Below are 23,007 nucleotides of genomic sequence, written 5' to 3' on the forward strand. Positions count from 1 at the left end.
ATATGATACTCAGCGATTTGTTGGACTATCAAACACTGCGCGTCATCTGGTGGGTACTGCTCGGCGTATTGCTGATCGGCTTTGCCGCAATGGATGGTTTTGACCTTGGAGTTGGCACGCTTCTGCCGTTTGTCGGGAAAACCGACATCGAACGACGGATTGTCATCAATACGATCGGGCCTGTATGGGAGGGCAACCAGGTTTGGCTAATCCTTGGTGGCGGTGCCATCTTTGCAGCATGGCCACCCCTTTATGCCGTGTCCTTCTCGGGCTTCTATTTGGCAATGTTTGCCATATTGTTCGCACTTATTTTGCGTCCGGTCGGCTTCAAATACCGTTCCAAGCGTGACAGTGATGCATGGCGTACGGGCTGGGACTGGGCGCTGTTCATCGGTGGATTTGTGCCATCACTGATCTTTGGTGTGGCCGTGGGCAATGTGTTGCAGGGCGTTCCGTTCCGTTTCAATGGAGATCTTCAGATTTTCTATGACGGAACATTCTTCGGTCTGCTCAATCCTTTTGCGCTGCTGTGTGGCCTGCTGTCTGTCGCTATGCTGGTTATGCATGGAGCATCGTGGCTCGTGCTTAAAACCACTGGCACGGTTCAGGCGCGGGCGCGGGCTTTTGGTAGTGTTGCAGCCATCACGACCACAGCCCTGTATGTCCTTGCTGGTGTTATCAGCTGGATATGGGTTTCGGGTTACAAGATCACCAGCACTGTGGTGCCGGATGGTCCGTCAAATCCGCTACGCAAGGTCGTTGAGCTGGACCATGCAGCTTGGTTCGATAATTATATGAACTATCCTGTGCTGCTCATCGCACCGGCACTGGGTATTCTGGGACCGTTGCTTGTGCTTATCGCGTTGCGGATGGGAAGGGAACTCGCGCCGATCCTATTTGGTGCCGTTTCAATCTTTGGGATTATTGCTTCGGTTGGCGTTTCAATGTTCCCGTTCATCCTGCCATCGTCCGTTGACTTGCGTTCAAGCCTCACTGTTTGGGATGCATCGTCGAGCCATATGACGCTGTTCATCATGCTCGTGGTGACGTTGATCTTCCTGCCGCTCATCGTTGCTTACACATCATGGGTCTACAAAGTTCTATGGGGTAAGGTGGAAAAACGCGACATCGAGGACGAAAGCAATCACGCTTATTAATGCATCAGTGGGCTGTCATCGCCCATGCAATGTAATCGAGAAAGGAAAGCAAGATGTGGTATTTTTCCTGGCTTCTTGGCCTGCCACTCGCAGCCGCTTTCGCTGTGCTGAACGCTATGTGGTATGAGCTAATGGATGATAGAGCACGCAAACGACTTAGCGGAGACCCAACCGCAGAACTTGCGCGTGAAGGCAACAAGCATCACTAAGTGCTTGTGATAACGGCCCGGAAACGGGCCGTTTTATTTTGCGTAAAATAAATTATCTAAAAAATGGCGGCATTAAGTACCAATTGGTACTCTAATTTTGCGATGCATATCGTAATAATATTTCTTATATTTACTGTCCAAGATTTCGATAAATTCCTTTTATATAGCGTATTTAGAAGAATGTAGAAATTTTATTACCCTGATCATCCAATCTAAGAGAACCGTTCTGATGATAATTAATGCGCAATAAGAAAAATAATATTGCTTTATTCTTTATGCCGTTCCATCCTGACGAAAGCAGTGTTGAAGGAGGAAATCAGCAATGCTTCGCATGGGAGAAATGAGGTCATTGCGCCGTATTCTTAGCCAATGACGAACCGGCATCAATTTCGCTGGAACCAATAATCTGCTCTCTCGTTCGACATTAAATGCACGTTTGAGGAACACCTGCATGAGCGATGATGTTGTGCTTTCTTTGCATGTCCCTGAACCTGAATGGCGCCCCGGCGATACGCCGGATTTCTCCCACGTTAAAATTCCACGGGCAGGGAGTGTCAGACGACCGGAGATAGACGAAAAGCCGGAATCAATGCGCGATCTGGCTTTTAGCATCATTCGGGTTCTGAATCGCGAAGGCGAGGCAGTTGGCCCCTGGGCGGGCACGCTGACTGATGAAGAGCTGAAAGAAGGTCTCCGCCACATGATGATCCTGCGTGCTTACGATGCCCGCATGATGATGGCGCAACGACAGGGTAAAACCTCTTTCTATATGCAGCATCTGGGTGAAGAGGCGGTCAGTTGCGCGTTCCGCAAGGCGCTGCGTAAGGGCGACATGAATTTCCCGACTTATCGGCAGGCAGGGCTTCTCATCGCCGACGACTACCCGCTCGTCACCATGATGAACCAGATTTTCTCCAATGAGCAGGACCCGCTTAAAGGTCGCCAGTTGCCGGTGATGTATTCCTCGAAAGAGCATGGCTTCTTCACCATTTCCGGCAATCTTGCCACGCAATACACGCAGGCTGTGGGCTGGGCGATGGCTTCAGCCATCAGCCATGACACCAAAATTGCAGCTGCATGGATTGGTGACGGCTCGACCGCTGAAAGTGACTTCCACGCGGCACTTGTTTTTGCATCCACCTATAAAGCCCCGGTGGTGATGAATATCGTCAACAACCAATGGGCAATCTCAACATTTCAGGGCATTGCACGCGGTGGTTCGGGCACTTTTGCGGCCCGCGGACATGGCTTTGGCATTCCGTCACTTCGCGTAGATGGCAACGACTATCTTGCGGTTCATGCGGTTGCGAAATGGGCAGTCGAACGCGCACGCCGTAATCTTGGCCCGACTATCATTGAATATGTCACCTATCGCGCTGGCGGGCACTCGACGTCTGACGATCCTTCCGCTTATCGTCCAAAGGCCGAAAGCGATGCCTGGCCTCTTGGTGATCCAGTCTTGCGGCTCAAAAACCACCTGATCCTGCGTGGCGTATGGTCTGACGAACGGCACAAACAAGCAGAAGCGGAAATTCTGGATCTCGTCGTCAGTGCACAGCGCGAAGCAGAAGCTATCGGCACGCTTCATGATGGTCGGAAGCCGTCGATGCGCGACATGTTTGAAGATGTTTATGCCGAAACACCGCCGCACCTTATTCGCCAGCGTCAGGAGGCGGGGTTCTAATCATGACAAAACTAACGATGATTGAGGCGATCCAGAACGCCCACGACATTGCGATGGAACGCGACCAGAAAGTCGTCGTGTTCGGCGAAGACGTTGGTTACTTCGGCGGCGTTTTCCGCTGCACAGCCGGTTTGCAGAAGAAATACGGCAAAGAACGGTGCTTCGATGCACCAATCAGCGAGCTCGGCATTGTCGGCACCGCGATTGGCATGGCGACTTACGGCTTGCGCCCCTGTATCGAAGTGCAGTTCGCTGACTATGTCTATCCAGCCTATGACCAGATCGTTTCAGAGGCTGCGCGTATGCGTTATCGCTCGGCGGGTGAGTTTACATGCCCCATGGTCATTCGTATGCCGTCTGGCGGCGGTATTTATGGTGGTCAAACGCACAGCCAAAGTCCCGAGGCGCTTTTTACCCATGTTTCCGGTTTGAAGACCGTGATGCCTTCAACACCCGCCGATGCCAAGGGCTTGCTGCTGGCAGCGATTGAAGATCCTGATCCGGTCATCATGTTTGAGCCGAAGCGCCTTTATAACGGACCTTTTGACGGACATCACGACAAGCCTGTCACTTCTTGGAAAAAGCATGAGCTGGGCGAAGTGCCAGAGGGCTACTATACCGTGCCACTCGGCAAGGCTGCAATCCGTCGTGAAGGCAGCGATGTGACTGTTCTTGCCTATGGCACGATGGTTCATGTGGCATTAGCTGCTGCAGAGGAAACCGGCGTCGACGCGGAAGTCATTGATCTTCGCACGTTGCTCCCACTCGACACGGAAACAATTATGGCTTCAGTCAGGAAGACCGGGCGTTGCGTTATCGTGCATGAAGCGACATTGACCTGCGGTTACGGCGCCGAGCTTGCGGCACTCGTGCAGCGCGAATGTTTCTATCATCTCGAAGCACCGATCATCCGCGTGACCGGCTGGGATACGCCATACCCACATGCACAGGAATGGGCCTATTTTCCCGGACCCGACCGTGTCGGTCGTGCACTCGTTTCAATCATGGAGGCGTAAATGGCTCATTTTGCGATCAAGCTCCCTGATGTTGGCGAAGGCGTTGCAGAGGCTGAACTTGTTGAATGGCATGTTAAGGTTGGCGATATCGTCCGGGAGGACCAACTGCTTGCTGCCGTCATGACGGATAAGGCAACAGTTGAGATCCCTTCCTCGCGCAGCGGTAAAGTCATCGCTGTTAATGGCGAAATCGGTGAGAAAATTGCTGTTGGCTCCGAACTGGTTCGCCTCGAAATAGAAGGTGGAAGCAGGGAGCAAAAATCGGAAGCACCAGAACCTGTAGCTGCGGCACCCGCTGAAACACCTCAACCGCAACGAGCCAGCGTGGAAGCGCCTGTGCTGTTACAGACGCCGGTTCCACCTAAAGCTGTTGCGCAGAAAAACGAAACCTCAAGCCGGACTTTTACCGGTGCCGGGCCGGTGCGCGCAGAAGGTGAAAAACCGCTGGCAACACCATCGGTCAGGTTGCGCGCACGCGACGCAGGCATTGATTTAAGACGTGTCAAAGGTTGCGGCCCTGCCGGGCGCATTACGCATGAAGATCTGGACGCTTATTTTCAGACTGAGAGCGGTGCTGTGTCTGCAGTGTCTGGTTACATTGCAGACACCTCGATCAACGAGATCAAGGTCATCGGCCTGCGGCGCAAGATTGCAGAGCGCATGGCCGAAGCAAAACGCCATATTCCGCACATCACAATCGTTGAAGAAGTGGATGTGACACAGCTTGAAGACCTCCGCACGGGGCTTAACAATGAGAAGAAGGAAGGGCGTCCGCGCCTGACCTTGCTGCCATTTGTTATCCGTACAATCGTCAAGGCAGTCAAAGAACAGCCTGGTCTCAACGCACATTTCGATGATGAAGCAGACATAATTCGCCAGTTTGGCGGTGTGCATGTGGGCATTGCCACACAGACGTCAAACGGTCTTATCGTGCCGGTGGTTCGCCACGCGGAAAGCCTTTCTGTATTTACCGCAGCATCGGAACTTGTCCGAGTGACGGAAGCAGCACGCAACGGCACTGCCAAGCGCGAAGAACTCACCGGCTCAACCATAACCATCACATCATTGGGGCCACTAGGCGCGATCGCAACCACGCCGATTATCAACCGGCCCGAAGTGGCGATTGTCGGCATCAACAAAATAGCCGTTCGGCCGATGTGGGACGGCACACAATTTGTGCCGCGTAAAATGATGAACCTGTCGTGCAGCTTCGACCATCGCGTTATCGATGGATGGGATGCAGCAATATTCGTGCAGAAGCTGAAGAGCCTGCTTGAAACGCCTGCGATGATTTTTGTAGAGGGCTGATCGGATGAGTGAGATTTCCTGCAAACTTCTGATCATTGGCGGTGGTCCCGGCGGTTATGTTTGCGGTATTCGCGCAGGCCAGCTTGGTATCGATACGGTTCTGGTCGAGAAAAAGCGGTTGGGCGGTACCTGTCTGAATGTCGGCTGCATACCGTCCAAAGCTGTTATCCATGCCGCTGATGAGTTTCATCGCCTCACGACATTTGCGTCTAAAGGCGCGCTTGGCATCACAGCTGATACTCCCAAGATCGATTTTGCCAAAACGCTCGAATGGAAAGATGGCATCGTCAATCGCCTGAACAGCGGTGTCGCCGGACTTCTGAAGCGCTCCCGCGTGCGAATGTTTCAGGGGCAGGCGCGTTTTATGGATGGTAAAACCGTTCTGGTCGATACCGATACCGGGCGCCAGACTATCCATGCCGAGAACATCGTGATTGCAACAGGATCGGTACCGGTAGAAATTCAGTCTCTACCTTTTGGCGGTAATGTCATCTCCTCAACGGAAGCACTTTCACTCAATAAGATTCCTGAAAAGCTTGCCATTGTTGGCGGTGGTTATATCGGGCTCGAAATCGGTACGGCCTTTGCAAAGCTTGGTGCAAAAGTGACCGTCGTTGAAGCCACTGATCGCATTCTGCCGCAATATGATGCGGAGCTGACACGGCCGATTATGGCACGGCTGAAATCACTCGGCGTTGAAGTGCTGACGAACACATCTGCCAAAGGCTTATCCACCGATGGAAAAGCGCTGGATGTGTTGCTGGCTGATGGCAAGACGCATTCAATTCCGGCTGAAAAGATTCTGGTCACGGTTGGCCGCAAGCCACAAACCGATGGCTGGGGTTTGAGCGAAATCCGCCTTGATATGGAAGGCCGCTTTATCCGCATTGATGATAAATGCCGTACATCCATGCGCGGCATTTATGCCATCGGCGATGTAACAGGTGAGCCGATGCTTGCGCATCGGGCGATGGCGCAAGGCGAAATGGTTGCTGAAATCATCGCAGGCGTCAAACAGGCTTGGGATAAGCGCTGCATCCCGGCCGTTTGCTTTACCGATCCTGAGGTCGTAACGGTCGGTTTATCGCCTGATGAAGCGCGCAAGGCAGGTCATCAAATCCAGACAGGTATTTTCCCATTTCAGGCCAATGGACGTGCGATGACAATCGAGCGGGAGGATGGCTTTATTCGTGTAGTTGCACGCGCAGATAACCATTTGATACTTGGCATCCAGGCCGTGGGTGTCGGTATTTCCGAGCTATCATCCGCCTTTGCGCTTGCTGTTGAAACAGGTACACGCCTTGAGGATATAGCCGGAACCATCCACGCCCATCCGACCCTTGGAGAAGGCTTCGCCGAGGCCAGTATGAAAGCACTCGGCCACGCCCTCCATATTTAAAGTATGTCTTTTGATTTGCGTTCGTGCCGCCAGACAAAGACGGCGGCACCAGCAATCATGGCAGCAAGCGCAAACCAAGTAATTGCATAAGACAGATGGTTGTTGCGGAAAGTAACAACCGTCAGACCGCCGATGGGCAAATTGCCGGGATTGGATTGCGCATCCGCATCAATGAAATAGGGCGCGACTGTTCCCAAGCCTTCTTTTTCGGCGAAGGCTTTGACATCGCGCGAGTTCCACTCATTGCGGGAAGGGTCATTGGGACGCAGAAAGAAGCCATCCGGCTCCGGCATACGAAGAAGGCCAGTTACGTTCGTCTCGCCCGCAATTTGCGTTTCCGAACGTAATGACGGATCGCGCTTAGCATCCGGAATGAAGCCACGATTGATGAAGGTCAGTGTACCATCATCCGAACGCAACGGCGTCAGCACCCAAAAGCCCGAGCCACGCTCGGTCAACGCACGAACCAGCACTTCCTTGTCATTGAGGTAAGAGCCGGTCAGCGAGACATGCCGGTATTCGTCATCGGCCTGATTGACATTGGCCCAATCATCTTTGCCCGGAGCAGCGACCGGCTCCGCATGAACGCGCGCATTAACGCGGGCAATCAGATCGAGCTTCCATTGCAGGCGTTCCACTTGCCAGATGCCAAGGCTCAAAAACAATGCGAAAAACAAAGCGCCCAGAACAGTCAAGAAGCCGAGGAAGAAGCGCGATTTCTTCTTTTGCGGTTTCAAACTTGCTTCAGTGGGCTTTGTCATGATTATTCCTGGGAGATGGGGGAGAATTGCTGTTTGAAATACTCCAGATGCGCGGTGTAATAAAGGGTGGGCCGGGCAAAACTACGTGATTGATCAATAAGAAATAGCGCCGACATCTCTCTGACCGGATGCGGCGCTTTAAATTATTCAAATTTTTTATGCGCTTTTTTGAACTTTGCGTCTGCGATGCGAGTAGCCGCCTTTTGAGAGGCGAAGAACATTGCAAACTTGGGTCTTATCGTCAGAAGGCTTCTGCATTTGCGTTTGAGCATTCTGGAGCATCTGCGTTGTCACAGGCGTGTGCTTTGCACTGGGTCCGATAGTAATGCTTCTCATCGATCATTCTCCCTGTTTTTGGGTACGGCAGAAGCCTCAAAGGCTACTCCGTCCGGTAGTCAAGAATGTGCGAATGAAGAGATTATTAACCTTATTGGGGAACTTGACAAGCACCAAATACAGTCCCCTCTAAGCCATTGTCACACATATGCAAAAGCCGGATTGATTTTACAAACCGGCTTTTCTCAATTCATTATTTGATAAATCAGTCGCGATTGCCGGTTAGAATTTCACGCTTGCCAACATGATTAGCAGCTCCGACAAGGCCTTCCTGTTCCATACGCTCGACAAGCGAAGCTGCTCGGTTGTAGCCGATGCCGAGACGACGCTGAATGTAAGAAGTCGAGCACTTTTTGTCGCGCATGACGACTTTCACAGCCTGTTCATAGACATCGTCGCCGTCTTCTGACCCCATGGCTGATGCGTCAAACACTGCTGTGTCCTGTGATGTGTCTTCATCTTCCTCATCTTCGGTAACCGTCGCCAGATAATCTGGGCGACCCTGTTCTTTGAGATGATTGACGACCTTTTCAACTTCTTCATCGGACACGAATGGCCCATGGACGCGAACGATACGGCCACCACCGGCCATATGCAGCATGTCGCCCTGACCGAGAAGCTGTTCGGCCCCCATTTCACCAAGAATTGTACGGCTGTCGATCTTTGACGTGACCTGGAACGAAATACGGGTCGGGAAGTTTGCCTTGATCGTACCGGTGATAACGTCAACCGAAGGACGCTGCGTTGCCATGATAAGGTGGATACCAGCAGCACGCGCCATCTGTGCAAGACGCTGCACAGCACCTTCGATGTCCTTACCGGCAACCATCATCAGGTCGGCCATTTCGTCGATAATCACGACGATATATGGCATTGGCGTCAGGTCGAGTTCTTCCTGAACATAGGTTGCTTCGCCGGTTTCCTTGTCAAAGCCGGACTGCACCGTGCACATGACGGTTTCACCTTTGCCCTTGGCAGACGCTGCACGCTGATTGAAACCTTCGATGTTGCGTACGCCCAGACGTGCCATCTTGCGATAGCGATCTTCCATTTCGCGCACGGCCCATTTCAAAGCCACAACTGCCTTCTTCGGATCGGTCACGACTGGCGTTAGCAGGTGCGGAATACCATCATAGATGGAGAGTTCCAGCATCTTTGGATCGACCATGATCAGGCGGCATTCTTCGGGTTTAAAGCGATAGAGCAGCGACAGGATCATCGTATTTATGGCGACAGACTTGCCCGAACCGGTTGTGCCAGCAACGAGCAGGTGAGGCATCTTTGCAAGTTCTGCGATGATCGGCTCGCCACCAATGCCTTTGCCCAGGCAAAGCGGCAGGCGGTAGCTCGAGGATTCGAACGTGCGGGAGTCAATCATTTCGCGCAGATAGACAGTTTCGCGGTTGGCATTAGGCAGTTCGATACCGATGACGTTACGTCCGGGCACCACGGCAACACGCGCAGACAATGCTGACATCGAACGGGCAATATCATCAGCAAGGCCAATCACGCGGGACGACTTAACACCGGGCGCTGGCTCGAATTCATAAAGGGTGACGACAGGGCCGGGGCGGACATGGATGATTTCACCGCGCACACCGAAGTCTTCCAGCACGCTTTCGAGAAGGCCGGCGCTGCGCTCAAGCATTTCCTGCGTGATGACATTGCCATCAAGTGAAGGCGGCTCCTGTAGCAGATCGCGCGGCGGAAATTCATAGTCGCCATGCATGACGACAGCTTCTGTCCGGGGGAGGGGCTGCGGCTGATAAAGAGCGATTGAAGGGGCTGTCTTTGCGGGTGCTTCAACCTTTGGCGCTTCTGCAACAGGTGAAGGAGCCGTAACTTCCTCAACCACATGTTCTTCTGCCTCAGCGACAGTAAGCACGACTTCATCTTCAGTCGCTTCGGCAGCAACATCAGCGACGGCTTCGACAGGTGCCTTAGGCGCAGCCACTTCGACAGGCGCACGAGGTGCTTCAATTTTCACTTCTGCAACGGGAACGGCAACTGGCTGTGGAGCTGGAGTAACCTGAACAGGCTGAGCGACTTCAGCAACCGGAGCAGGCTGTTCTACGACAACAACAGGTGCTTCCTGAGGCTTGGCTTTATTCCATTCTACCGTCCGAAACTGTGCGATAATCGATTCAACAGTCGGCATGGCACGCTTTGGCTTTTCAGCTTCTGCGACGACCGCTATTGGCTGCACTGGCGCTGAATCAAAGTCAAAGCTTTCCCAAAAGGCAAAGTCCGACAGATTTGCAAATGCTGAAATCGCAGCAGAAACATCTGATGCAGGCGTTACATCACTCTTTGAAGAAAGCTGCACTGGTACAGTTTCGACCGGCTGGATAACGGGCGCAGTGTGAAGAACTGGAGGCACAGGTGCCACGGGCGTGCGGACCATATTCTGTGAAACAGATTCCTGAAGTGCTGCAACAGCCATAGGCTGGACTTCGGCAACCTTTTCTAGTTCGACCGGCTTAGCCTCTACTGCAGCAGGCTTTGCACGCCCATTGATATCGGGCAAATCTTCACCGCGGCGGCGAACCAGGTCAATCTCTGGTGTACGTGTAAAACGAACATTCGCACCAAGCGAAAAATATGATTTCCAAGCGCCATCGGAGTCTGGCGAATGCGCTCCCAAAGCGTCGCGCTTTGGCTTCTGCTCAGGAGCAGACTCTGCACGATTGCTATCAGTATGGGGAAGATTTTCTCTCAAATTACGCATGATACCTGAACCATAGATATGTCGCCCGAATGAGCCTTAGTAATAAAAAATGAAGGTTAACAACCCCCTTCATAATTCACTCAAAACCGACAAATTTATTCAGTGAGATATATAGCGGTTAATAAAATGATAGCGTCTATCGATCTTAAATTTAATTATAAATCATAATATTAAAGTATTTTTCTAATCTAAAATATAATGTTTGTTGGGTTGAACTGTTATGGTGAACAGGTAGGCCACTTATCCGGATAACGCTTATTTCGAGACTCAGTGAGACTCAGTTTGTCTCAACCAGTCAGACAAGGAAATGCAACGGTTTCCTCCGCGACCAACAAAGGTTTCTGCAGCGCACATCGAATTCAGCACGGCCTCCTGTGTGGTTTCGGCTGCTGCGCGGAAAAGAATATCGATTCGATTCTCATTCAGAAACTGCATTGTCATAAGATCCTGCTGCGCATCGTGATCAAACGTAACCGCCGTTGAAAACCCAAGCGCGATATCGCCGCTGCCATTGCCCCAGAAAGCCCCGAGCCTCGCCAGCCCGGCGCCACAGCGTCTTACAACTCGTTTGAGCTGGCGATGCTCAAGCGGAATATCTGTTGCGAGTATGACAATGACCGACCCTCTTTCCGGTTGAGCCATGGTTTTGGGCGACGGCCTGCGGCCATCCGGCAGAACAAGATCACCCGCTCGTCCAAAATTGGTAAGCGTCAGAACTCCAAGATGATAATCAATACCATCCAGCTTAAAGCGACGAGACGAACTGCCGATACCACCTTTAAAGCCAAAGCACGTCATTCCGGTGCCAGCCCCGAAATTGCCCTGCGCAAAGCTGCTGCTGACATTTTTCAAAGCCAGCTGTGCATGCTCCTCAGAAATTGCCAACGCCTGAATATCATTAAAGGGTCCGTCATTGCATTCCAGTACGACAGGATTGACCGTAGCAGTGGTGCGGCCAATATCTGGATTGGTTTTGATCGCTTCACGAATAAGCGTATTGGCGCAGGTGCCGACGCCAAATGTATTGGTAAGCAGGATAGGGGTTTCAATATTTCCCAATTCTTCAACCTGCATCAGACCAATGCTTTTTCCAAAGCCGTTTATAACATCGACCGCACCAAGAACTTTTTGGCGATAAATATTGCCTGAGTGAGGCAGAATAGCAGTGACGCCAGTATTTATATCGCCGTCGCGTAAAGTGCGGTGCCCAACGAGCACTCCTGGAACATCGGTGATCGTATTTTGCGTACCTGTCGGCATTACTCCACAAACAATACCAAAATCCCGCGCCGACAGACTCATATCGATCCCTCTTTGTTCAGTGCTAGCAGTGATAAGCGCTTTTCAATTGCAATGAAACCACTTCGAAGCGTGACGGAAAAACCACAACGATAACTACTTATGCTCAATTTAAGCAAAAGTATTGGCCGGTTTGGTTTTCCTGTGTTGACTCGTGCCTATTAGAGGCGCAGCAAATGCGGCGTTAAGAAATTTCGGCCGAACAAGGGGATCTACGCGGCATGAAAATTACTATCGAACAAACGCTCGATCAGGCCGGAACCGGCCCCTTCCAGCGTAATCTTCTCGGCGTATTCGGGCTTGTATGGGCCGCTGACGCTATGCAGGTTCTTGCCGTAGGCTTTACTGCGGCATCAATCGCGTTGACTTTCGGCCTCACAGTTCCACAAGCTTTGCAGACGGGGACACTCTTCTTTTTAGGGATGCTAATCGGTGCTGCAGCTTTTGGCAGACTCGCAGACAAATACGGCCGCCGTCGCGTATTGCTTATCACAGTGGCGTGCGATGCGGTTTTCGGTTTGCTTTCTGCTTTCTCACCGAGTTTTGCAATTCTGCTTGGCCTCCGCTTTCTCACGGGTGTTGCTGTTGGCGGCACATTGCCCGTCGATTATGCGATGATGGCCGAATTTCTGCCTTCCAAAAATCGCGGTCGCTGGCTGGTGATGCTGGAAGGCTTCTGGGCAGTAGGGACGGTCATTATCGCTCTGGCTGCATGGGCCGCAAGCCTTGCCGGTGTTGCCGATGCATGGCGCTATATTTTCGTGGTTACCGCTGCTCCAGCTTTGATCGGTATTTGGTTGCGTTTCTGGGTACCTGAATCGCCGATGCACCTGCTCAAATCCGGGCAGGAAAAAGAAGCCAAGGCGGTCATGAACCGCGTCCTGCGCAAGAATGGCAAACAGGAACTGCCTCCGAAAGCGACACTTGAGGCACCGCTTCTTGTTACCAACGAAAAGCTGCTGTCGGCAAATCTGCGTCAACGCACACTGACAACACTTGCAATCTGGTTTCTCGTGTCTGTATCTTATTATGGCATCTTCACTTGGATACCGGCAAAGCTGGCAGGTGATGGCTTTGGCTTCGTGCGTGGCTATGGCTTCTTGGTTATCGTCGCTTTGGCACAGTTGCCGGGATATGCGCTTGCAGCTTATGGCGTGGAGGCTTGGGGACGTCGTAAGACACTCATCACCTTCTTATTCATTAGTGCGGCTTCCTGTGTGCTGTTCACCGTTGCTGGAAACTCGGTTCTTGTTGGCGCATCAATCCTGATTATGAGCTTTGCGTTGCTAGGGACATGGGGCGCACTTTATGCTTTAACGCCTGAATTATTCCCGACAGCATTGCGCGCAAGCGGCATGGGTGCCGCGGGTGCCATGGCACGCCTTGGTGGGTTGTTGGCACCATCGGCTCTCGCTCTCGTCATCAGCCAAAGTTTCATTGTGGCTGTTGCACTGTTTGCGGGGCTGCTTGCTCTGGCTGGTGTGATTGCGTTTTTCATCAATGTCGAAACGCGCGATAAGGCACTCACCTGATAAATGATAAGCCCGGGCCTCATAGCTGAAGCCCGGGCTTATTTAATAAATTAAACATTTAACTTATATAACTAATCCATTGATTTTTATATTTTTTATATCCTCCTTGATGCACTGAATAGGTTTGTTTTTTCACCTTTGGCTTACTTGCCTCTGCTAGCAATCCTGCGCCTAAAGCAGTGCCTGTTGTGCCTGAGACAGCAATCACATCACGCCCGGAAAAGCCCGAAAGGGCCTCAAGAAATACGCTATTCAATGCGAACGGTCCCTCGACAATAATGGGTCCATCAGCATCTAAAAGTTCAAGACAGGCATTTGTCATCAATGCAGCATAAAGGCATGCGGCGACATATCTTTCGGCTTTACTCGCATACTCTGCATTAACCCATCGCTGTACACTGTCTGGATATGGTCCACATCCCGGAACAGCAGAGGGCAGTGCCATCAAAGCTTGATTAAGCACGGTACTAAGCACAGCCTTCAGTTCGCTTGGGCTGGGAGATGCGAGATCAGCCGTCATCATATTGAACTCGCGCCCGCCCATATAGCGTGCGGAAGGGACGGCACGTCCATAAGCATCGACATTGGCCAGTGTGTCACGTTTTGGATCAAGTCCTGCGAGATCACCTCCAACGGCAAAGCACACCACCCATGTGCCAGTCGAGACAACGGAAAACGGCGGGTTTCTGTCCAAAAGGTGCGCCAGTAGCGATGCGTTAGAGTCATGGATGCCGCAATAGACTGGCACGAGAGAAGATATGCCGATTTTATGCGCCAGATCCTGATGTATCTGCCCCAAAACATCGAATGCCGAACGCAAGGGTGGAAATTTTCCTTCAAGGCCAAGGCTTTCAACCAGCGGTGAATAGCTGCCTGTTTTCGGAAGCCAGAGATCCGTATGGCAGCCAAGTGATGTTGCCTCCACTGATGGCACACCTGTCAGCCGATACGCCCAATATTGCGGGTAGGTGAGGATGAGGTTTACATTCGAAAACTGTTCGAGAAACGATGATTTCAAATAATGGAGCTGTGCGCCAAGATTTAGTCCAGCGCCCAGTGATGGTGAAAAGGTTTCTTCAAAAGGCGGTTTGATGCCAGCGTAAGCAGACCGGATTTCCGGTGCATACTCATGCTCATAATCGAGCACAGGCATTGCGAGGTTACCCGTATCATCCAGTAGCAAAGCACAGGCGCCGTGGGTTGTGATGGATATGGCATCAAATCCCGAGTTTTGTGCAAAATCGGTGAGGCTTTTCAGAAAAAACTGCCAGAGCGCTTCGATATCATAATGCGGATAGGGACCGTCCCGCAAAACACGGTTTGGCGTGCGATGAACGGCGATTTCACTCCCAGTTTTTGCATCGAGCAGCACAACCTTGGCATTTGTTTTGCCTATATCGAGAATGGCAATGCGTTTCATGGCATATGAAAGACGGGTTTGAGGTCGATGGAAACCGGAGAATTATCGGCATTCGTTTCCATGATGTCAGCCATATGCGCCCACCACTTCTTCATAACCGGATGATCTGGCAGCGCTGCCATGCCGTGCGTCTTGGTTCGGGTAAGCGCGCTGAAAAGGACATGTGTGTCTTCATCCAGCCAGATCGTATAATCAGACACACCAGCTTCGTGTAGCAAATCGATCAGCTCCGGCCATATTTCATCGTGGCGGCGTCGATATTCGGCTTCCTGGCCAGCGTGAAGTTTCATGCGAAAAGCATAGCGCTCGGCTGTCATGTTTTACGCCTTGCTTTGAACTTTCGGCCAAGGATAGGCAACGAGATCGTGATGATCAGCAAAAGCCCGATGAAGATGGACATAACGATGCCCGGCACATTGAGAAGGCCAAGGCCGAAGGTCACAAGCCCCATCACAAAGGCCGCGATTACAACGCCGATGATGCTGCCTGCGCCGCCGAGGATCGACACACCGCCGAGCACGACCATCGTGATGATTTCAAGCTCCCAGCCCTGCGCGATGGATGGCCGAGTAGAGCCAAGGCGTGAGGTGAGACATACGGCAGCGATACCACTCATCAGACCCGTCAGCATGAACAATGTAAACTTCATGCGCTCAACAGGTATGCCCGAAAATCGGGAAGCAAATTCATTATTACCAATAGCGTAAATACGGCGACCAAAGCTTGTTGCATGCAGCAGGACGCCGAAAATCAGTGCAAAAGCGATGAACAGCACAAACTCAAACGAGAAAACCCAGACGACATAGCCCTGTCCGAAATAAGCGAAGCTTTCCGGATAACCGCCATAGGCTTTGTCGCCGAGTACAATATAGGAAATGCCACGAAACAGGCTCATCGTACCGATGGTGACAACGATGGAGGGAAGCTTGAGTCCGGCTACAAGCCCGCCATTGATCGCCCCGCAAACAAGACCTGTAGCGATACCGATCAACACGAGACAGGGCGTGCCTACACCCATCTGAGCTGCGGCTCCCATGGCGGTCGATGCTAAAGCAATGATCGCAGCCACCGACAGGTCGATCTCACCGGAGATGATGAGCAAAGTCATAGCAAAGGCAATGAGCGCTTTTTCGGTGAAATTGAACGTTGCGTCTGAAAGGTTCCAGGCATTGAGGAAATATGGCGAGGCAAATGAATTGGCGATGAAAATCGCAATCGCCACACCAAACAACAACATTTCCCAACTGGCAAACAGCCGCGTGTAGGACGTTCCCAGCCGATCCGGGATATGACGGCGTTCCGTTATCTCGCTCACGCTGCTGACTCCTCATAAGTCTTTGCGGCCTTGTCGCGCAGAATAATGCGTCCGCCGCGTTTCTCCTGTCGGGCATTGAAGATTACGGCTGCGATGATAACCGCGCCGGAAATCGCCATTTGCCAGAAGGGTGAGATGTTGATGACGGGCAGGGCGTTTTTAATGACGCCGAGAAACAGCGCACCCAGCACTGCGCCGAAGGCCGTGCCAATGCCGCCGATGATTGAAATCCCGCCGATCACGCAGGCAGCAACGCTGTCGAGTTCAAACCCGTTGGCTATATCGACATAAGCAACCGCATAGCGTGAAACCCAGAGATAACCGCACAACCCTGCCAATGAGCCGGACAGCACAAAGGCGAAGAAACGCGTACGGCCCACATCGATACCGGCATAGACCGCAGCCGTTGGATTGCCACCTGATGCATAAAGTGCTCGTCCAAAGAAGCTGCGGGTGAGCAATACATAGATGAGGCCGATAATGAGCAGCGCCGTCCAGCCAAGGAGCGGAAGCCACAGAAACACGGTGCGTGGCGTATTAAGAAACGGTCCGGTCATCTGATGAGCATTGACCCAGCCACCACCCGACACAACAAAGGCCATACCGCGATAGATGGTCAGTGTGCCAAGTGTGACCACAATGGCTGGAATATCCAGCTTCCAAACCAGTATGCCATTGATCGCACCCAGAATGGCACCAATGCCTACGGCTGCAACAATTAACACGACCAGCGGTATTTCGGGGTAGGCGGCATTGAGCATCGCCACCGCCATGCCGGTAAATGCCAGATTGGCGGCGACCGAAAGATCAATGGACTTTGTCAGGATCACCGACATCTGGCCAAGGGCCAGAATAATCAGGATCGACGTATCGTTGAAAATGTTCGCGAGATTGCGTGGCGAACTAAAACCCGGCGCACGCATTGAGAACAGCCCGATCATGATTGCAATGATGACAAGAAGCAGGAGTTCGCGCTGTTTGAGAAGCTGTTTCATATCTTACTCCGCATTCTCACCGGCATTTCCAGTGGCCGCGCGCACCAGAACTTCGGCATCGAGATCGGCACGATCAAAAATGCCTTCCACCAGCCCTTCGCGCATCACCATGACACGATCCGACATACCTATAATTTCGGGTAGCTCGGACGAGATCATGATGATACTCAGTCCTTCTGCAGCCAACTCGCTAATAAATTCATGCACGGCTGCTTTCGAGCCAATGTCGATGCCTTTGGTCGGTTCATCGAGAATGATGACCTTTGGATGGGTCGCGAGCCATTTACCGATAACCACTTTCTGCTGATTGCCGCCGGAAAGCGTTCCCACCGGCACAGAAAGCGCGGCGGCGCGCAAATCAAACCGCTCCGCATATTTGCGTGCGAGCTTAAATTCCTGTGCAATGCGCAGGAAACCATCGCGTGATGTACGCTTAAGCGAGGGCAGGGAGATGTTCTGGAAAATCGGCATTTGCAAAATAGCGCCATGCCGCCCGCGTTCCTCCGGCACATAGACAATGCCCTGAGCAATTGCATCGCCCGAGCGGCGGATTTTGATTTCTTTGCCTTCCAGCACAACTTGACCGGATGAGGGCGTCGTCATGCCAAACAGCGATTGAGCGAACTCAGAACGACCAGCGCCCACCAGACCATAGACACCGAGAATTTCACCGCGCCGCAGTTCAAAGGATATATCGCGAAACTCGGTCGGATGAGAATAATTCACAACCTTCAGCACCGTGTTGCCAAGCGCAACATCCTGTTTGGGAAAAGCCTTTTCCACCGAACGTCCAACCATCAGCCGGACAATTTCGCGTTCATTCATTTCCGACAATAGTCCGTGCCCGACCGCACAACCGTCGCGGAACACCGCGTACCGATCCGCTATTTCATAAACTTCATCGAATTTGTGGCTGATGAACAGGATTGCTTTGCCCTGTGATTTCAGTCGCTCGACGATGCGGAAAAGATCATCAACTTCCTTGCGTGACAGAGCTGCTGTCGGTTCATCCATAATGACGACGCGGGAATTCACCGAAAGCGCACGTGCAATCGCCACCAGATGCCGTTGCGCGATGGAAAGCTCTCGCAACTTGATACGAGCATCAACCGTGATTTCCAGCGAAGAGAGCAGGGCCTGGGCCCGTGCAAAGACTGCTGCCCAATTGACGAAGCCAAGCTTCGTGCGGGGGGCGTGGCCGAGATAGATATTCTCGCCAACGGATAATTCATCGAAAAGCACCGTCTCCTGATGAATGGCGGTTACACCAGCGTCGGTCGCATCCTGCGCAGTCGAAAAATGAACCGGCTGACCATCAATCAGAATTTCGCCTTCGTCCGGGTGATAAATTCCCGTCAGAATTTTGACGAGCGTCGACTTGCCCGCTCCGTTTTCACCAATCAGTGCTGTTACCTGGCCTGAATAGAGCGCGATATTGACGTTATCGAGCGCTCGCACTCCGGGAAATGTCTTGGCAATGCCGCGCATTTCCAGCAAAGGCGTGTCCGGATGGCTGGCAGGCAACACCGATTGCCCGCTTTTCTGCAAAGCTGCATTCATCAGAAATACCTGAATTCAATTCGGAAAATGATGGCGGTGCAAGATTATCCCTCGCACCGCCAGCCTCAATCTTAAAATTAAAAGACCTTGGAGAATTCGTCGATGTTCGATGCGTCATAGATAAATGGATCGCTCATCGCGGCTTCGCCATTTTCTCCAATTTTGATTTTGCCCATGCGACCGGCTTCGATTTCCGAGCCCGGCTTGCCGTCTGCATCACCCTTTACAAGATGGTAGGCAATTTGCGTTGCAGAATAACCCAGATCGATCGGGTTCCAGATCGCGAATTCCTTGGTTGCACCCGACTTGATGGCGCCAGCCATTTCAGACGGCAGACCAAGGCCGGTTACATAAACATCACCGATCTTGCCTGCGTCTTTGACAGCCTGCGAGGCAGCAAGCACGCCAACCGTAGTTGGAGCGACAATCACCTTCACATCAGGATTGGAAGTGAGGAGGCCCTGTGCTTCACGGTAGCTTTTGTCGGCAAGGTCATCACCGTAAACGGTGGTGACGAGATTAAGACCCGGAAAATCCTGGAGCTGCTTCTTCATCTCGTCGATCCAGATATTCTGGTTGGTCGAGGTGGTCGTTGCCGAAAGGATCGCGAAATCACCCTTACCATCTGGCAAATGATGCGCTGCCAGCGTCAGGCACATTTTGCCGATCAGATCGTTCGATGATGGATTGAGATGGACGATGCGGCCTTCAGGCGCGACACCGGAATCCCACGAGATAACCTTAATACCGCGCTGCGCAGCCTTTTTGAGAGCTGGAACAACTGCATCCGGATCATTTGCCGAAATTGCAATCGCATCAACGCCTTGTGCAATCAGCGAATTAATGACTTCAATCTGACCTTCCGCAGTCGTTGTCGTTGGTCCGGTGTAGATGACTTCAACGCCACCCAATTCCTTGGCAGCTTCCTGTGCGCCCTTATTGGCCGCTTCAAAAAAGCCATTGCCCAACGATTTCGCAACGAGTGCGATTTTCATGTCAGCAGCCTGCGCCGCAGTTGCCATGAAAGCAACGGCCAGCGCTGTGCTTAATGCCAGTTTCTTAAAAAGTTTCATGTCCCATTCCTCCCGATTAAGAACAATCCGATTTATATTAAAGCTCAGGCAACTTCTGTGGTCTCCCCCCGATCGTTACCCTTGCCAGCATTTGCAGAGATTGGCGTTACGATGAGCCGGATACCTGCATTTTCGACCATCCGCCGTGCATCATCCGAAATGCCGTCATCGGTGATCAGCGTGCTGACCCGATCAAGAGGGCAGAGGATGAGGCTTGAACGGCGGGTGAATTTCGATGAATCGACCATCAGGACGATTTCATCCGCCTGGCCCATCAGCTTTTGTTCGCTTTGAATAACCAGAGCGTCTGCTTCCATCACGCCAAGCGGGCTGATGCCCTGGCATCCCAAAAACATGCGTCGTCCGTAAAAGTTGCGGATCACGTCATTGTCGAAAGGCGACAGAATAAGACTTTGCTCGCGATAAATAGCGCCGCCCGGAACCAGCACAGTGCTTTTAGACTGCCGCAAAAGATGCTCAGCGATTGCAAAAGAGTTGGTCAGCACCTGCATACGGCGCGCAGCAAGGTAATGCACCATCTGAAAGGTGGTCGAGCCACCGTTTATGATAATACTGTCGCCTTCTTCACAGAGGGATACGGCTTCGCGCGCAATTGCTCGTTTGCGATCCGTATTTTCGGTTTCCGACACTTTGAACGGCCTGCTGGCAAGGCTTGCAAACTGCGGCGGATGAATTGCTTCCGCACCACCGCGCACACGTTTGATACGTCCTTGCATATGAAGCGATGCAATGTCGCGCCGAAGGGTCGCTTCCGACGCCTCCGTCAGTTCCACCAGATCCTGAATGGTAATCACCGGCTTTTCCTGAACAGCAGTCAGGATAATACGGTGGCGCTCTCTCTCGTGCATGGCTCCTCCTTCTTCATCTATCAAACACAAACGCAGACAGTGTCAATCATTAATAATCATAATCGCGCAAAAATAATTAAACAGCATGATCATTTATGATCGTTTGCGATTGACATCAATTTACTTAATGCGCCATATCTTCCCTCAACATGATCGTTTGTGCGCGAAAAGGAAAGTGCATAATCCGGTCTTCACCATAAAACGGGAGGAAAATATGGTGGCCCATAGCCAGCTCTTGGATAATCGCTGGGACGACGCCAAAGCAGCAACGCTGGATGAACCGGGAAAATTGCTTTACCGCTCAAACCTGCTCGGTTCCGATAAGCGCATTACCAATTATGGTGGCGGGAATACATCGGCCAAGGTTCAGGAAACCGACCCGCTTACCGGGAAGACAGTTCCGGTGCTCTGGGTCAAGGGTTCGGGCGGCGATGTCGGCACGATTAAGCTTGACGGTTTTGCTACACTTTATCAGGAAAAACTCGATGCATTGAAAGGCATTTATAAGGGTGTTGAAGATGAAGACCGCATGGTCGGCTTCCTTCCGCACTGCACATTCAATCTTAATCCTCGTGCCGCTTCCATCGATACGCCGTTGCATGGCTTTGTTCCGTTCACTCACGTTGATCACATGCATCCTGATGCGATCATTGCAATTGCCGCATCAAAGAACTCGCGCGAGCTAACTGCCGAGATTTTTGGCGATGAAATCGGCTGGCTGCCATGGCGTCGTCCGGGCTTTCAACTTGGTCTTGATCTTGAAGCCTTTGTGAAAGCAAATCCGAACGCCAAGGGCGTAGTTCTTGAGAGCCATGGTCTTTTTACTTGGGCCAATGACGCTAAGGGCTGCTATGAACTGACGCTTGCCATTATTAACAAGGCTATCGAATGGCTTGATAAGAAGGGTGAAGGCAAGGCCACTTTTGGCGGTTCCGTAACCCAAAGCCTTGATGCTTCGGAACGCCGTGCAATTGCTGCGCGTCTCATGCCAGAGATACGCGGGTTGATCGGAAACGAAGAGCGCAAGCTTGGCCATTTCGATGATCAGGATGCAGTTCTGCAATTCGTCAATTCAAAAGAATTGGAAAAACTCTCACGCCTTGGCACATCTTGCCCGGATCACTTCCTGCGCACGAAAATTCGCCCGCTTGTGGTCGATTTTGATCCCGCGAAGCCGGATATTGATGGTGTGGTTGCTGGTCTTGAAACTGCCCTCGAATCCTATCGTGCTGATTACACGCGCTATTATGAGAGCTGCAAGCACGACAATTCGCCGAAAATGCGCGATCCCAACCCGGTCATTTTCCTGATTCCAGGCGTTGGCATGTTGTCTTTTGCGCGCGACAAAGCGACAGCACGTATTGCTGGTGAGTTCTACGTCAACGCGATCAATGTCATGCGCGGCGCATCATCCGTATCTGAATATCAGGGGCTGCCCGAACAGGAAGCCTTCGATATTGAATATTGGCTGCTTGAAGAGGCCAAACTCCAGCGTATGCCGAAGCCTAAAAGCCTGGCCGGGCGCATTGCGTTGATTACCGGCGGCGCGGGGGGAATCGGTTACGCGACGGCTGAGCGTCTGGCAGGTGAGGGTGCTTGCGTGGTTCTGGCAGATATTGACGCAGAATCGCTCAAAACCGCTCACGCAAATCTCGCCAATCGTTTTGGATCCGATCAGGTTCGCAGCGTCGAGCTGAACGTCACCAATGAAAGTGCGGTCATCAACGCTTTCACAGAGGCAAGCGTGGAACTGGGCGGTATTGATATATTGGTTTCAAATGCTGGTATTGCATCGTCTGCTTCAGTCGAAAATACCGAGCTTTCGATGTGGAACCGCAATATCGACATACTTGCGACAGGATATTTTCTTGTTTCTCGTGAGGCATTCCGGCTTTTCCGGCGCCAAAAACTTGGCGGAAACGTGGTTTTCGTTGCTTCCAAGAATGGGCTCGCCGCTTCGCCGGGCGCATCCGCCTATTGCACGGCAAAGGCTGCGGAAATCCATCTGGCGCGTTGTCTTGCCCTCGAAGGTGCCGAAGCTGGTATTCGTGTGAATGTGGTCAACCCGGATGCTGTGCTGCGCGGTTCAAAAATCTGGGACGGCGAATGGCGCGAACAGCGTGCTGCATCGTCAAAGATTGATGTGACTGAACTGGAAGAACATTATCGGAAGCGCTCGCTGCTCAAGCTTAATGTACTGCCGGAAGATATTGCAGAAGCGATCTACTTCCTTGCAAGCGATGCATCGGCCAAGTCCACCGGCAACATCATCAATGTTGACGCCGGAAACCAGCAGAGCTTCCCGCGCTGATTACTCAGAAGGCAGGTAAGGCGATCTTGCCTTTC

The 23,007-nt window shown here is 52.1% G+C and carries 19 protein-coding genes; 8 read left to right on the forward strand and 11 right to left on the reverse strand.

Annotated features, from left to right (window positions below):
* Positions 1-2 precede the first annotated feature (2 nt).
* The 6 genes from cydB to lpdA all read left to right on the forward strand — a co-directional run bounded on the left by cydB (position 3) and on the right by lpdA (position 6,773).
* Positions 3-1,157 carry a cytochrome d ubiquinol oxidase subunit II gene (cydB, locus tag RI570_RS15950; RefSeq protein WP_313829565.1) on the forward strand — a complete coding sequence of 385 codons (1,155 nt, stop codon included), beginning with the start codon at positions 3-5 and terminating at the stop codon, positions 1,155-1,157.
* A 53-nt stretch (positions 1,158-1,210) separates the two neighbouring features.
* Complete coding sequence (gene cydX / locus RI570_RS15955; protein ID WP_313829567.1) at positions 1,211-1,366, forward strand: cytochrome bd-I oxidase subunit CydX; 156 nt, start codon at positions 1,211-1,213, stop codon at positions 1,364-1,366.
* Between the two features lie 451 nt (positions 1,367-1,817).
* Positions 1,818-3,050 carry a 3-methyl-2-oxobutanoate dehydrogenase (2-methylpropanoyl-transferring) subunit alpha gene (locus RI570_RS15960; protein WP_313829568.1) on the forward strand — a complete coding sequence of 411 codons (1,233 nt, stop codon included), beginning with the start codon at positions 1,818-1,820 and terminating at the stop codon, positions 3,048-3,050.
* A 2-nt stretch (positions 3,051-3,052) separates the two neighbouring features.
* Positions 3,053-4,066: an alpha-ketoacid dehydrogenase subunit beta gene (locus tag RI570_RS15965; protein ID WP_313829569.1), complete on the forward strand. Its 1,014-nt coding sequence runs from the start codon at positions 3,053-3,055 to the stop codon at positions 4,064-4,066.
* Complete coding sequence (locus RI570_RS15970; RefSeq protein WP_313829570.1) at positions 4,067-5,374, forward strand: dihydrolipoamide acetyltransferase family protein; 1,308 nt, start codon at positions 4,067-4,069, stop codon at positions 5,372-5,374. It begins immediately after the preceding gene.
* A 4-nt stretch (positions 5,375-5,378) separates the two neighbouring features.
* Complete coding sequence (lpdA, locus tag RI570_RS15975; RefSeq protein WP_313829572.1) at positions 5,379-6,773, forward strand: dihydrolipoyl dehydrogenase; 1,395 nt, start codon at positions 5,379-5,381, stop codon at positions 6,771-6,773.
* Here lpdA and RI570_RS15980 read toward each other — a convergent pair.
* From RI570_RS15980 to RI570_RS15995, 4 genes are all read right to left on the reverse strand, one after another.
* The gene (locus RI570_RS15980) at positions 6,770-7,534 is read right to left on the reverse strand and encodes an SURF1 family protein (RefSeq protein ID WP_313829573.1); all 765 of its coding nucleotides are present in this window, start codon (positions 7,532-7,534) and stop codon (positions 6,770-6,772) included. The two genes, lpdA and RI570_RS15980, sit on opposite strands and share 4 nt — an antisense overlap.
* A gap of 156 nt (positions 7,535-7,690) precedes the next feature.
* Positions 7,691-7,870, reverse strand: coding sequence for a hypothetical protein (locus RI570_RS15985; protein ID WP_313829575.1), 180 nt, complete (start codon positions 7,868-7,870; stop codon positions 7,691-7,693).
* A gap of 205 nt (positions 7,871-8,075) precedes the next feature.
* Complete coding sequence (locus tag RI570_RS15990) at positions 8,076-10,598, reverse strand: DNA translocase FtsK (protein ID WP_313829577.1); 2,523 nt, start codon at positions 10,596-10,598, stop codon at positions 8,076-8,078.
* A gap of 267 nt (positions 10,599-10,865) precedes the next feature.
* A complete protein-coding gene (locus RI570_RS15995; protein ID WP_313829578.1) occupies positions 10,866-11,900 on the reverse strand; it encodes a P1 family peptidase in 1,035 nt (344 codons plus the stop codon).
* A 218-nt stretch (positions 11,901-12,118) separates the two neighbouring features.
* On the opposite strand from RI570_RS15995, the gene RI570_RS16000 reads away from it, so the two are divergent.
* Entirely contained in the window at positions 12,119-13,429 is a 1,311-nt protein-coding gene (locus tag RI570_RS16000) for an MFS transporter (protein ID WP_313829579.1), read from the forward strand.
* Positions 13,430-13,487: 58 nt separating this feature from the next.
* Here the strand turns inward: RI570_RS16000 and RI570_RS16005 are convergent, their stop codons facing one another.
* From RI570_RS16005 to RI570_RS16035, 7 genes are all read right to left on the reverse strand, one after another.
* Entirely contained in the window at positions 13,488-14,849 is a 1,362-nt protein-coding gene (locus tag RI570_RS16005; protein WP_313829581.1) for an FGGY-family carbohydrate kinase, read from the reverse strand.
* Positions 14,846-15,166 carry an L-rhamnose mutarotase gene (rhaM, locus tag RI570_RS16010; RefSeq protein WP_313829583.1) on the reverse strand — a complete coding sequence of 107 codons (321 nt, stop codon included), beginning with the start codon at positions 15,164-15,166 and terminating at the stop codon, positions 14,846-14,848. Before rhaM ends, RI570_RS16005 begins: the two co-directional genes overlap by 4 nt.
* Complete coding sequence (locus tag RI570_RS16015) at positions 15,163-16,164, reverse strand: ABC transporter permease (RefSeq protein WP_313829585.1); 1,002 nt, start codon at positions 16,162-16,164, stop codon at positions 15,163-15,165. The genes rhaM and RI570_RS16015 overlap by 4 nt, the downstream gene beginning before the upstream one ends.
* Positions 16,161-17,159, reverse strand: coding sequence for an ABC transporter permease (locus RI570_RS16020; RefSeq protein WP_313829587.1), 999 nt, complete (start codon positions 17,157-17,159; stop codon positions 16,161-16,163). The genes RI570_RS16015 and RI570_RS16020 overlap by 4 nt, the downstream gene beginning before the upstream one ends.
* A 3-nt stretch (positions 17,160-17,162) precedes the next feature.
* Positions 17,163-18,719: a sugar ABC transporter ATP-binding protein gene (locus tag RI570_RS16025; protein ID WP_313829589.1), complete on the reverse strand. Its 1,557-nt coding sequence runs from the start codon at positions 18,717-18,719 to the stop codon at positions 17,163-17,165.
* A gap of 77 nt (positions 18,720-18,796) precedes the next feature.
* Complete coding sequence (rhaS, locus tag RI570_RS16030) at positions 18,797-19,792, reverse strand: rhamnose ABC transporter substrate-binding protein (protein WP_313829591.1); 996 nt, start codon at positions 19,790-19,792, stop codon at positions 18,797-18,799.
* 44 nt (positions 19,793-19,836) lie between these two features.
* Positions 19,837-20,661, reverse strand: coding sequence for a DeoR/GlpR family DNA-binding transcription regulator (locus RI570_RS16035; protein WP_313829593.1), 825 nt, complete (start codon positions 20,659-20,661; stop codon positions 19,837-19,839).
* 214 nt (positions 20,662-20,875) lie between these two features.
* Here RI570_RS16035 and RI570_RS16040 point away from each other — a divergent pair, with 214 nt between their 5' ends.
* Positions 20,876-22,972 (forward strand): bifunctional rhamnulose-1-phosphate aldolase/short-chain dehydrogenase, encoded by a 2,097-nt coding sequence (locus RI570_RS16040; protein ID WP_313829594.1) that lies wholly within the window; start codon positions 20,876-20,878, stop codon positions 22,970-22,972.
* Positions 22,973-23,007 lie beyond the last annotated feature (35 nt).

The organism is Brucella pseudogrignonensis, from assembly GCF_032190615.1.
In the GTDB taxonomy this organism is placed as follows: Bacteria; Pseudomonadota; Alphaproteobacteria; order Rhizobiales; family Rhizobiaceae; genus Brucella; species Brucella pseudogrignonensis_B.